Raw genomic sequence first — 12,664 nt, forward strand, 5'->3', positions numbered from 1 at the left:
TATCTGTGCGAAAGCGGCAGCAACAATGTTTTATCTGTGCGAAAGCGAAGCGGCAGCAACAATGTTTTATCTGTGCGAAAGCGAAGCGGCAGCAACAATGTTTTATCTGTGCGAAAGCGAAGCGACAGCAACAATTGTTTTATCTGTGCGAAAGCGAAGCGACAGCAACAATGTTTTATCTGTGCGAAAGCGAAGCGGCAGCAACAATGTTTTATCTGTGCGAAAGCGAAGCGGCAGCAACAATGTTTTATCTGTGCGAAAGCGAAGCGGCAGCAACAATGTTTTATCTGTGCGAAAGCGAAGCGGCAGCAACAATGTTTTATCTGTGCGAAAGCGAAGCGGCAGCAACAATGTTTTATCTGTGCGAAAGCGAAGCGGCAGCAACAATGTTTTATCTGTGCGAAAGCGAAGCGGCAGCAACAATGTTTTATCTGTGCGAAAGCGAAGCGGCAGCAACAATGTTTTATCTGTGCGAAAGCGAAGCGGCAGCAACAATGTTTTATCTGTGCGAAAGCGAAGCGGCAGCAACAATGTTTTATCTGTGCGAAAGCGAAGCGACAGCAACAATGTTTTATCTGTGCGAAAGCGAAGCGACAGCAACAATAAATGTTTTCTGTAGCGAAAGCAAAGCGGTAGCTACAAAGCGCCCAGTCGGAACGGAAATCAACCACTCGTTATGGAGATGAGCCTATTAATTGGATTATTTTCGTAAATAGATAGTGGTTTTTGTTTATAAAGATAAAAAAACTGTGCCCGCTATTTATCGAGCACAGTTTACAAAATTAAGCTGGATTTACTTCTAGTTCAACTGTTATTTTAATGTCTTTACCAACAAGAACACCGCCAGTTTCTAATGCCGCATTCCAAGTCAAGCCAAATTCTTCACGATTGATTGTTGTTACAGATTCAAAGCCATAAACTTCTTGGCCCCATGGATTTGTACCTTTACCATTAAATTCAGTATCAAATGTTACTGATTTCGTTACGTCTTTAATTGTTAAATCACCTGTAATTGCATATTCATCATCTGATTTTTTTGTAATGTTTGTTGACTTGAATGTGATTGTCGGATATTTTTCACTATCGAAGAAATCAGCTGCTTTTAAGTGATTATCACGATCTTCACTACGTGTGTTAATGCTAGCTGCATCAATTGTAAAGTTAATGTTTGCTGTTGTTAAATCTGTAAGATCTGCTGCTTCAATATCGGCTGAATAAGTATCGAATACACCTTTTACTTTTGATACCATCATGTGCTTTACTTGAAAGTTAATTGCTGAGTGTCCTAAATCAATGTTCCATTTTGTCATTATAAAATTCCTCCATTGTGTTGTTTTTATCTCGATTTCGAGATATATTTTAAAATATGAAGTAACTACATTAATTATGTACCCTAAAATTTTGAGGATAAACATTTGTAGTTACTTGTTTTGTACATCCTAGTTAATATCAGTTACTAAAAGTTATTGATTACTTTATGTAACTTACTATATATTAATAATTTACTTACGTCAAGTTATTATTAATAAAATTTTTAAATCGATGATCTCAGGTTTTTTATACAAAAAAGAAGCTTCCCAATGAAATGGGAAAACTCCTGATTTGTCAGCGTTTCACTAATTTACCTTGGACGACAAAACGATGATCGTCACTCATGACAGAATCCTTACAAGTCGATAGTGTAAGAATTTTGTCTTCTGGCCCAATATCTACATTCATTTCGATTGCAGAGCGTGCTTGAATCTCGTCCAAAAAATTTAGGAAAGCATCATTGCTCTTAAATTCTGTTTCAATGTAATAAAAATCTATCGTTGTTTCATAGGCAGCAAAAACTTCAACATCATACCCTTCATACAGTGTGTCTAAATAAATGATCGGATGTGCTTCCGCATAATCCTGCTGCAAGTAGTTTTTCAAGCTACCAAACATCGTACCATTTTTCATCGCATGGCCGTATAGTATAGTATTTTGATTCATATCTTGTACATCATTTCGATAATCCATAAAAACACTGCCAGCACGACTTTCTTGATTTTTAAAGTTACGATTTAAATAAAAATCGTTATTGTCCGTTTGTAAAATTGGATTATTGAGCTTTGTCCCCTCGACAGAAATCCATCCAACAATATTTTTATTTACAGTTAATAAATCATTGAATTGTGGACGAATTGTAAATGTCGATAAAGTATCCTCTGTTGAGATTTCCACAGCTTCTTCTTCAAGAGTAGCCAATGTTGATTCATAAATCGTTTGTACTTCTTCCAGGGATTTTGAGGTCTCATAGTACGTATATAAGTACTTGGCTAACGAAAAGCCTGAGTATAAAAATATAGCTAAATATACAAATGTTAATAACTTAGATGTCCATTTTTTCATCGTATCACCCGTTTATATTCCGAGGGGGACCATGTAAAACCCAAGCTGTTCATCCTCATTGAAAATAGCTTCAACGCCATAGACTTCTTTAATAACTTCCCTTGTAATGACATCGCGTGGTGCTCCCTCAGCTATTATTTGTCCAACTTTCATCAGAATGATTTGATCGCTATAGCGAATCGCCTGATTTATATCGTGAAGCACCATGACAATCGTTAAACCATGCTCCTCATTCAATGTTTTTACAAGCTCTAATAGTTCGATTTGATAATAAATATCCAAATACGTTGTCGGCTCATCCAAGCATAAAATTTCCGATTGTTGAGCTAAAGCCATAGCAATCCACACTCGCTGACGTTCCCCACCCGATAAAGCCTCTAAATCCGTATCACGTTTTTCTAGTAAATTCGTACAAGCGAGCGCCCATTCAATAGCTTTGGCATCTTCCTCATAATTTCTTTTTAGCATTGTATGATGTGGTAGACGTCCAAAGCTCACTAACTTTTCTATTGTTAAATCCTTTGGTACATCATTTTGTTGATAGACTATTGCTAGTTTTTTGGCAAACTCTTTTGGCTTATAGTGCACCAAATCCTTGTTTTCTAACGATATATTCCCCGATATTGGCCTATTGTTGCGGGACATAACACTCAATAATGTTGATTTTCCACAGCCGTTTGGACCAATAATCGTTGTGATTTTGCCTTTTTCAATCATCGTTGATACACCATCTAAATGATTTCGAGTATTATCATGCGATACGATAATATCTTGTATTTCCATGTCTCCTCACTCTTTTCGTAATAGGAATATTAAGAATGGTCCACCGATAATTGCCATAATGGTTGAAGCTGGTATTTCAATCGGTGCAACAATTGTTCGTCCAATCGTATCTGCCACTAATATCAATAATGCTCCCGCTAATGCTGTAAAAGGAATAAGCACCTTATGATCGTGCCCAACTAAACGACGGGCAATATGCGGTACTAACAGACCAACAAACGAAATAACACCTGCTACGACTACAGAAACAGCCGATAATAATACTGCCACTGCAGCTATTAATAGACGAGCACGGGCTACATGAAAGCCTAGACTTTTCGCTGTTTTGTCTTGTAATACAAGAAGGTTACACCAGCTATATAACGCAAAGGCAGCTATTAATCCGACAGTACCGTATGTGACAATTGTTGATACATCCTTCCAAGTACGCATCGTTAGGTTTGACCCTACAACACTGGAAGCTGAAGTATTCAATGAGCCACCTAAGCTAATGAAAGCTTCTGTTAATCCAGTGAACATTGCATTAATAGCAATCCCGACTAAAATTAGTTTTAATGGACTCAAGCCTGACTTCCATGACAACGCAAAAACGAGCGCACAGGCAAATGCCCCACCTATAAACGCTAATACAGGTGTCATAAAAAATAATGCTGGAAAGAAAGAAATAATAAAGAGTTGTACAAATGCCGCTCCTGAAGATATACCTATAACCCCTGCATCCGCTAACGGGTTACGCATCACAGATTGTAATAGTACCCCTGAAACGGAAAGTGCTGCACCAGCAAACACCGCAACGATAATCCGTGGAAATCTTAAATCTCGGATAGCTTCCATTTGACTATTTCCTTCATCAAATAATGCACCTATAAATTCAAAAAAGCCCATTTTAATGCTACCCGTTGTTGCTGCATAAACTGCTGAGACAAGTAATAATACAATTACAATTGAAAAGCTTACAATTTTTTTTGTCATATCGGACTTCCTTTTTCTTTTCAAATTCCATCATGTTATATGTATATCCACAACTTTACTAAGGATCTAAAATGTGAATTTCCTACTAAATAAAAGATATAAGAAAAGCGCTCTATGACAAGACTATGCTTGTGATCGAGCGACATTTCTAGTTTCTATTCACGATAGAAGATTTCCATTAGCTGTCCTAAAGCCTGTGGCACTTGTAAGGAGGCTGTAGTACCGAACAACTCTTCCTCTAAATCATATACTTTACCATTTTTTACTGCGTCAAAATGCTTCCAAATATCATTCGTTTTAAATTCCTCGTCAAACATTTTTACTACTTCATCTGGCATACCGTGTGATAGACGTAAAATAATATCAGGGTTACTGTTATGCAGGTACTCAGTATTCGAAGACAAGTATTCAGCGTCCTGCCCTGCCATTACATTAATACCGCCTGCACGTTTCACAAGGTCTCCTGCATAGGAGTTTTCAGTTGCAACTAAATAACTACCGGGAATTCCAAGTAAAATTAGTACACGTGGTCCCTCTTTGCTCCCAGCAACTGTTTGTACAGCATCAATATTTTTTTGTAATCCATTCACTAACTCCTCAGCTTGTTCTACGCGATCATAGCGTTCGCCAAGTGTTTTAATCTCTGAAAGCATGCCATCAACACTTTGAAAGTTTAAAAAATGTACTGGAATTTTTAACTGCTTGAATTTATCCTGTAAATCATACTCTAATGTCGACACTGATAACACATCTGTTGGATTTAATGATTTAACAATCTCCATATCTGGCTCCATAGCATTACCGATAGTAGGCAGATCATCAAAGCGTTTTGCTAATGTTTTTTCTGTTTCAGGCACTGCTATAGCGTCCAACTCAAGCTTGTCTAGAATTTCTGCAATAACAACCGTTCCTGCAATAATGCGATGTTCATTCTCATCAGTTGCTTCAGCTGATGATTGTGCTTTTTCCTTAGGTGTCTCTGTTTTTTCTTGCTTATCTCCATCACTACAGCCAACGACTACCAAAAGTAATGACATAAGCGCCATCATGAGCAACCAACATTTCCAATTCTTTTGCATAAAGTCATCTCCTACTTATTTCTGTTCCGTCACATCTTTTTTGGAATTTTTCATACGACGAACGAGCAACCAGCCCGATAAAATACAAATTATTATCAACAATACGATCTTTACGATATTCAGCTGAGCAAGCTGCTGATCGACTTTAGAATCCTTCACTACTTTTTCTGCTGTGTCCTCTTTAACATCAGCTTTCTCCGCCTCGTCTACAACAGCATCCTCAATAGGTGCGTCAAATGTACGATCAAATGCTAATTGCTCTTCCTTTGGCACAATGAATGTAGGCTGAACTGATGGCAGTGGCAGAGACAGTGGTAGTTGTGCTGGTTTTACCCCCGTATTTTGCTGTTTTACCACTGTCTCATGCTGTTTTATCACAGGTGCTTTTTTCACTTGCTCTTTAACAATAACAGGGGGCTTCCCACTAGTTACTTGCTCAGATGATACTGCTTCAGAAGGCTTATTTAAAAATTTTGCTACCTGCTGTTGATCGAATTTTAGATTGACGAAATATTGATGATGATAAGAAATCTCAGGAATATCAACCTTAACCCACATTCGTATAGGCTGTTCAAAATTTCTAATTTCAAATTCGACGATTCGGACATTGTTTACGAGTGAAATAAGCTTTGGTTCCACTTGGTTTCCTTGTTGAGCTACAGTTAATCCTGTTATCCAATTAGATTTTAAAATGGTCATGTGAGCATAATATTTGCCGTTTTTTTCTTTTATTTTTGCAACAGGATTTACATATGTATTCATAATCGATTGTTCGTTTTTTCCATCTACTAATAATACGTAATTCATTGACCATTCCTTATCGTAGATTTCTTCTGAAGGAGGTTCTATGACTTCGTTTTCCGGAATAACTTCCTCATCCTTAGGCACAATTATTGAAAGGGTTGTTAATTGTAATTGAAGCTCCTGGGAAAAAGGGAAATATTCTTCAGAGGATGAAAGTGCCATCTTGCCTTTTATAATAATAGGCTGATGTAAATCCTTGACATCAAATTGAACTAAATTTTCAGTCTGAACGTTTGACGAAAGCTCATTTTCCAGCTGTTCGATATGTATATCTCTAATACTCAATGGCTGATTTATAGTTAAATTCAAGCTATATTGACCGTTCTTCACATCAATTATCGCCAATTCACTAAAAATATTGTCTTTCCCTCCATCTAGAGATGAAAAGCTTAGTTCAACTTGATAGCTCCCATTTTCTAATACAGATTCTTCAGCTTTTGCCTGAAGCCATACAAATGGAGGGAGAAACATCAGTAAAATAGTACTCAAAACGAATACTCGAAATATTTTTCTATTGTTAATCACTGTGTAAATTCCTCCAAATTCTTTAAGAACACAGTAACTTCCTTCCTCGAATAAGTGAGAAAGGAAGTTGCTGTAACCGTATTATTTATTCATGTATTGTAATGAGCCATTTAAAATTTTTGCCATATGTGCGCGTTTTAATGGACTGCTTGCATTAATAACAGTTTTACCTTTAGCATCGACAGATCCAGTCATGATTTTACCTGCATATAGAAACGCAAAGGCTTTTCTCGCTTCTTCACTTTTAACAGTTGCACCATCAGCATAATAAGACAAACTTGGATCACCGTAGTTCATTTCTTTTCCTGCAACATGCGTTACTGTTCGGTAAATCATCACTGCAGCTTGTTGACGAGTAAGTGTTCCATTTGGATTATAGTTCTCTGCTTTCATGACAATTCCAGCATCAGCTAAAGCATTGATTGCTTGTACACTTTCTGTGTCAAGTTTCGCTGTATCTTTAAATCCAGCATCTTTTGTAGAAGATACATTTAACGAACGAGCAATCATTAACGCAAATTGAGAGCGTGTAATATTGTCATTTGGTTTAAAGTAATCTTGACCCTTAACAATTCCCTCGCTGTATAAAGCTAAGATTGCATCTTTATTAGCATCATTACTAATATCTTTAAATGGATTCACCACTTGTTTTTCTGCGCTTTCCACAGCAAAGCTAAATTGTACTTGGTGATTCGAGTCATAGTTCACGCCTTTGTCTGGCTCATTCACAACAATATGCAGCTGTGCATTTACAAGTTTCTTTAAGTCTGGAACTTCAAATGAGTACGTACTTTTGTTTGTAGCATAGTCTTTACTTACTAAAGTTGCTGCTTTTCCTTCCACTGTGAATCCTTTAACATATTGACCTTGAGGGAATGCCATAGTAACTATGTTTTTACCGTCTACTACTGATACGCCTACTTTTGGTTCAATATATTGCTTCATAATAGATTCTTCAGAAGTACCGTTTTTGTAAACAGTGACAGCCACATCAGTTACTTTAGCTTCTTCAGATTTCCCATCTTCTTCCCCAGTAGTTGCTTCCTTATTTTCTACTGCTTTTAAATCAAAATCATACCACTTGTCCATATTAGCTGAAGCTACGACAACGTGGATTTTCGCTGATAATACTTCACCAGCTACAACTGGGAAACTGTATGTAATTGTTCCATCTGCATTTTTCACTTCAGTAGCATCTACAAACTTATCACCTTGCTTTGTTTGTAAGCCTGAAATCATCGATGCAGATTTTGCAACTACTGTTAATTTCGCCTCAAACTTTCCATCCTTCTCAACGATAGTACCTTGTGTTAAAAGATGAGAGCTAATTGCAGGTTGTGGTTCTGTTGTACCTGGCTTAAAGATTTGGAAATCTACGATAGTATCAGCTTTCTCTGATTTAGTAGCTTCCACTTTTACTTCAGTATTTGTAGTCGTTACTTCAGCTACCTTTGCAGATGCAAATGATGGTACTGAAAGGGATGCTGCTAGCAATGAAGCTAGTACTATTTTTGTTGCGCGTGATTGACGTTTTTTAGCCATTATTGACCCTCCGTTTTTGTTTGTAGTTTTTTTCTATAAAGTAAAAATGCTGATCCAACTAATGCCATGATTAATAAATACGGTGTTGCATCACTTGTTTGTGGATTCGGCACTTGACTTTCAGAAGAAGTTGTTGGTGCCTTAGTAGCTATAGTATCATCTGCTTTAGTCGCTTTAGTATCATCTGCTTTTGCTACTGTTGCGCTTCCTGCAGATGCCGCATCAAATACTAGTGAGACGCTGTATTCATGGTGATAATTAATATCATCAATATCAATTTTCATAGAAGTCACAACTGGTTTTGTTAAATCTTTAACTGTAAATTGTACAGTGCGAGTATCAGCTGCTTTATCTTCACTTACTACAGTAGCTCCACCTGGTGGTTGGAACTTTGTAATCCACGCACTATTTTTTAATGTAATTTGTACAGTAGCTGTCCCATTTTTCATTGTCACCTTTGCTGGTTTTACAAAATAATCATTTGCAATGGATACAGAGTTACTTTCAGGTTTATTGACCTGATATTTTATCGAATGTGTGCCGTCAGCTAGTTGAGCAGATGCTTGTGGTAACGCAAAGTTGAATACAAACAAAGTTACAAGCATGACGAGCATCATTAATTTCTTCATGTGTTGCATGCCTCCTCTAAAAACATAATTGAAAGTACTTATTGAATTGAAAATCATTCTCAATTATACTTCTATTACCAAGAATAATCGTTAATACCAACGTATGTCAACCACTAAACCAAATTCGTCCTTAATATGTCATAATTACCTCAAAAAAAAGAAATATCACGTAAAATATATGTGATATTTCCTACTTTTAAGCACTTCTTTCGGTTCATCTAGTCTCAACTAAAAACCTATTGTATTTAAGAGAATATTTCTAGGACCCCTATAAGAATTAGTAACCATCCTGAAATAGCGGTTGAGTATTTTCCTATGAATGTCTTTGTCAGTAAACCGCCAAAGTGAACACCCGCGCCTACTGTTATGAACGAAAAGACACCGATAGAAATAACAGTCCATATTGCAGAAATACCATTGGCTCCAAGTGCTATTCCGCCGGCTAAACAGTTAGCTGATAAGACAAAGCCGAGCGTCATTGCTTCTCGAAATGAAATGATATAATTTTTATCCTCATCAAATACTTCAGGGTTTTCTAATATCCCTTGTTTAGACAAGCGACTAGATAATAAAGTCCATATCCCAATAACACAAAGCAAAAGACTTCCTATTAAATTTGCGAAATCTGGAGAGACAAAATTAATAACTACGCTCCCAGCTGTAACTGCAACGTATGTGACGATCATTGAAATAAGGGCAATAACCGCATTGGATAATACGGGTATTTTCACTCGCTTAATACCATAAGCGAGACCAATTCCTAAATTATCTAAGTTGGCAGCGATCCCAATAAGAATGATGGCTATCCAATGCATTCTTTTCCTCCTCAATAACGTAAAATCCATTCTCACATATGATATGAAAGGAAAAAATTTTTGTTCATTCATACTTTGAATGGAATTGCTTACGGAGGGAATGGGATTGCCCGCGTTTCTTCAGCTATTACCCGCGGGAGACTTAAGATTAACCGTATTCAACGTCTTTCCCAGCGGGTAATTTTCCTATTCTATAGCTTGAAATTATTTAACTGTTGAGAAATCTTTTCGGCGATACTTGCAGTTTGAACGGATGATTCTGCTACATGCTGTATGGCTTGTAATGTTTCTGAAATACTATTTGCTATCCCATTTGAATAATCAGATGACTCTAGCGCGACAGTAGATACATTTTCAATCGCTTTTTGTATTTCTAGCATAGAATACTTCATCGTCCCAACAAATGCGGTCACTTCAGTTATTAATGTATTAAAGTACATAGCATCTTCTTCATATTGAATTCCACTGTTTTCGAAAAGCTCATAATCAGGTGTTACTTTATCGTCTATAAAGTGTAATAGCTCTTGAGCATTAGTAGACACATTTTTAAATGCTTTTTCTACGTCACTTGTAACAATTTGTATTCTTTGAACGGTTTCAGATGATTGTTCGGCTAATTTTCGGACTTCGTCAGCAACAACAGCAAAACCTTTTCCTTGCTCTCCTGCCCTAGCTGCCTCGATAGCTGCATTTAATGCTAACAAATTCGTTTGATCTGCAATATCTGCTATTGTGTCAGACATTACTTTTACTTCAGATACGATTTTTCCGGCCTCAATCGCTTCTAAAACTAGCTTTTGTTTGTCATCATATAGATCACGAGCTGTACTATATGCTTGAACAGCTGTTTCTTTAATATCAATTGCTCTATCTTTTACTTTTTGTGAGAATTCAAGACTATATTCTGTTTTCTCATTTAATTTTTCCGTACTATCAAGCACTTCAATTGCAGTCGCGTTTAGTTGCTCTGTTGTTGCACTTAGTGTAGTACTTCCCATAGCGACTTCCTTTGAGGTTGTATCAATTTCGTTCATTGAAGCCGTAATTTCCTCAATAGTTGCACTTAAATTTTCACTTAAACTTCCCATTTGTGTTGAGGTACTATTCACATTAGAAACAAGTTCCTGAATATGTGTAACAGAATTGTTCAAACCTTGCGTAATTCTCCCAAGATCATCCGGATATAATACCTCAGCATGTCGCGTTAAATCACCATCTTCAACCCCAGAAACTACATCCTGAATATTGGAGATTGCGTTTTTAACATACCTACTTAAGTAGATTAGAATACTTATACTAAATAGTAGAGTGATAACCATAATAATACCGTTTTGATACAATGTTCTCTTATATGTTCCATTATTTTTTTCATTGCTCAATTCGGCACTTTTGATAGTTGCTGTTTCTAATTGCTCCATCAAATCATCTCTTTGCTTTTCTTTTTCAAATAGAGGTTCTAATAATACATTGGCATCCACTTCTGTCGCACCAGAGGTAACTTGTTGAAAACTGGATTCTAATATGTCTTCATAACTTTGATTTACTTCTTCCAAATACTTAAGTAATTTTTTTTCTTCACTATCCATGTTTACTTTCTTTAAATCTTTAAAGGCATAACTAATTTCTTCTTCAATAGTTGCTATTTCTTCATAATATTGAATTTTTTCATCTAGATCTTGTGAATGAAAGAAAATTTTGAACTTTAGATTCGTTATTTTTTGCTGATTAGTTGAAATGTTACTTAATAAATAGATAGAAGTTAAATCTTCATCATATATAGATGTCGCATTATCATTCATTTTTTCAACACCCATTATGCCAGTAAACCCTATAATGACAAGTGCAATCAACATAATTGAATTGAATATTCCGAACTTCCCGATCAAAGATGCGTTTTTATAAAACTTCATTTATCTCTCCACCTTAAAAACATTTAATTTATATTGATAATAAGATTGGCTCATCGTCATTAGCGTAGCGACAGCGACAGCAACAAAAACGACACGAGGTTGGTCACGAAGGCATTTTCACAGGATGTGATGGTTTTAGCCTTCGTTTCTCTATCGCTGATCCCCTAGGAGTCGCCCAGTCGTAACGAAGATCAACTTATATAAATGGCCTCTAAAATTTTTGCAAAAATGAATATTTATGGAAATTTAATGTTATGTTTCCCCCTTTAACACAGAGATTTGGACTTATAGAAAAATACTATCTTTCTGAATAACTTTTTCGATAAACACTTCTACTAAATGAGGGTCAAACTTAATAGCCTTCTGTTCTTTTAAATAAGAAAGAGCTTCTTCTTTTGTCCAAGCTTTTTTATAAGCCCTATCACTAACTAAGGCGTCGTAAACATCTACTATAGATATTACTCTCGCTTCAAAAGGAATTTCTTCTCCTTTTAACCCCATTGGATATCCTGTTCCATCCCAGTTCTCATGATGATATTTAATAATATTTTCAGCTATTTTTTTGTCATCAAAAATTTTATTATTCATTTCATTAGATAGTTTGTTCAATACATCTATCCCCATAAGAGGATGCATCTTTATAATTTTTTTTTCATAGATTGTTAGTGGCCCAGTTTTATACAGGATTGATTCTGGTATTCCCGATTTTCCAATGTCATGTAAAACACTATATTCTATAATTTTACTAACATACTCTAATGATAAATTATAAGTTTTATCTTCAAAGAGGCTTAGCAACAATTCCTCTACTAAATTTTGCACATTCAAAAGATGCTCTGCTATATTTGTATCGCGCATTTCACTTGATAGAGCTAACAACTGAAATAGCTCCTTGTGCTCTATTTTCTTCTGATTCACTTCATCTATCAATAGTTGTTCTGCTAAGCGCATGACTCCTACATAATAAATAATTCCTTTTATTTCAATTGGCGTAATCGTTATAAATGAATATCTTAGCTCTAATGATTTGTTGACATGAACCATTGTCCCAGACCATGGCTGTTCTTTTTTTAATGTACTTTTTAACGATTTATACATAACAAATGGCGTTACACTCGATTTTAAACTCTCTACTGGTAGTCCAATAAGAAATTCTCTTTTATAGCCGGTGATCGTTTCGTATTGTTGATTAACATCGATAATTAATTGATTTTCATCAACGATTACAA

The 12,664-nt window shown here is 36.0% G+C and carries 11 protein-coding genes and 1 pseudogene; 1 reads left to right on the forward strand and 11 read right to left on the reverse strand.

Annotated features, from left to right (window positions below; translation table 11 throughout):
- Window positions 1-686, forward strand: a pseudogene (locus AN161_RS13050) (hypothetical protein); the annotation flags it as partial.
- Between the two features lie 96 nt (window positions 687-782).
- On the opposite strand, the gene AN161_RS13055 reads toward AN161_RS13050, so the two are convergent.
- The 11 genes from AN161_RS13055 to AN161_RS13105 all read right to left on the reverse strand — a co-directional run.
- Entirely contained in the window at window positions 783-1,310 is a 528-nt protein-coding gene (locus AN161_RS13055; RefSeq protein WP_053594793.1) for a YceI family protein, read from the reverse strand.
- Window positions 1,311-1,605: 295 nt separating this feature from the next.
- Entirely contained in the window at window positions 1,606-2,376 is a 771-nt protein-coding gene (gene srtB, locus AN161_RS13060; RefSeq protein ID WP_053594794.1) for a class B sortase, read from the reverse strand.
- A gap of 12 nt (window positions 2,377-2,388) precedes the next feature.
- A complete protein-coding gene (locus AN161_RS13065; protein WP_053594795.1) occupies window positions 2,389-3,159 on the reverse strand; it encodes an ABC transporter ATP-binding protein in 771 nt (256 codons plus the stop codon).
- 6 nt (window positions 3,160-3,165) lie between these two features.
- Window positions 3,166-4,131 (reverse strand): iron ABC transporter permease, encoded by a 966-nt coding sequence (locus tag AN161_RS13070; protein ID WP_053594796.1) that lies wholly within the window; start codon window positions 4,129-4,131, stop codon window positions 3,166-3,168.
- A 155-nt stretch (window positions 4,132-4,286) separates the two neighbouring features.
- Window positions 4,287-5,210 carry a heme ABC transporter substrate-binding protein IsdE gene (gene isdE, locus AN161_RS13075; protein ID WP_053594797.1) on the reverse strand — a complete coding sequence of 308 codons (924 nt, stop codon included), beginning with the start codon at window positions 5,208-5,210 and terminating at the stop codon, window positions 4,287-4,289.
- A 15-nt stretch (window positions 5,211-5,225) separates the two neighbouring features.
- The gene (locus AN161_RS13080) at window positions 5,226-6,539 is read right to left on the reverse strand and encodes an NEAT domain-containing protein (RefSeq protein WP_053594798.1); all 1,314 of its coding nucleotides are present in this window, start codon (window positions 6,537-6,539) and stop codon (window positions 5,226-5,228) included.
- A gap of 81 nt (window positions 6,540-6,620) precedes the next feature.
- Window positions 6,621-8,081, reverse strand: coding sequence for an NEAT domain-containing protein (locus AN161_RS13085; protein ID WP_053594799.1), 1,461 nt, complete (start codon window positions 8,079-8,081; stop codon window positions 6,621-6,623).
- A complete protein-coding gene (isdC, locus tag AN161_RS13090; protein WP_075807237.1) occupies window positions 8,081-8,710 on the reverse strand; it encodes a heme uptake protein IsdC in 630 nt (209 codons plus the stop codon). Before isdC ends, AN161_RS13085 begins: the two co-directional genes overlap by 1 nt.
- Before the next feature lie 245 nt (window positions 8,711-8,955).
- The gene (locus AN161_RS13095; protein ID WP_053594801.1) at window positions 8,956-9,525 is read right to left on the reverse strand and encodes a manganese efflux pump; all 570 of its coding nucleotides are present in this window, start codon (window positions 9,523-9,525) and stop codon (window positions 8,956-8,958) included.
- Between the two features lie 191 nt (window positions 9,526-9,716).
- Window positions 9,717-11,435, reverse strand: a complete 1,719-nt coding sequence (locus tag AN161_RS13100) for a methyl-accepting chemotaxis protein (protein ID WP_053594802.1) — start codon at window positions 11,433-11,435, stop codon at window positions 9,717-9,719.
- Between the two features lie 285 nt (window positions 11,436-11,720).
- On the reverse strand, window positions 11,721-12,664 hold a 944-nt coding region (locus AN161_RS13105; RefSeq protein ID WP_053594803.1), incomplete at its 5' end, for an HD domain-containing phosphohydrolase.

The sequence above is a fragment of the Lysinibacillus sp. FJAT-14222 genome, assembly GCF_001278875.1.
In the GTDB taxonomy this organism is placed as follows: Bacteria; Bacillota; Bacilli; order Bacillales_A; family Planococcaceae; genus Lysinibacillus; species Lysinibacillus agricola.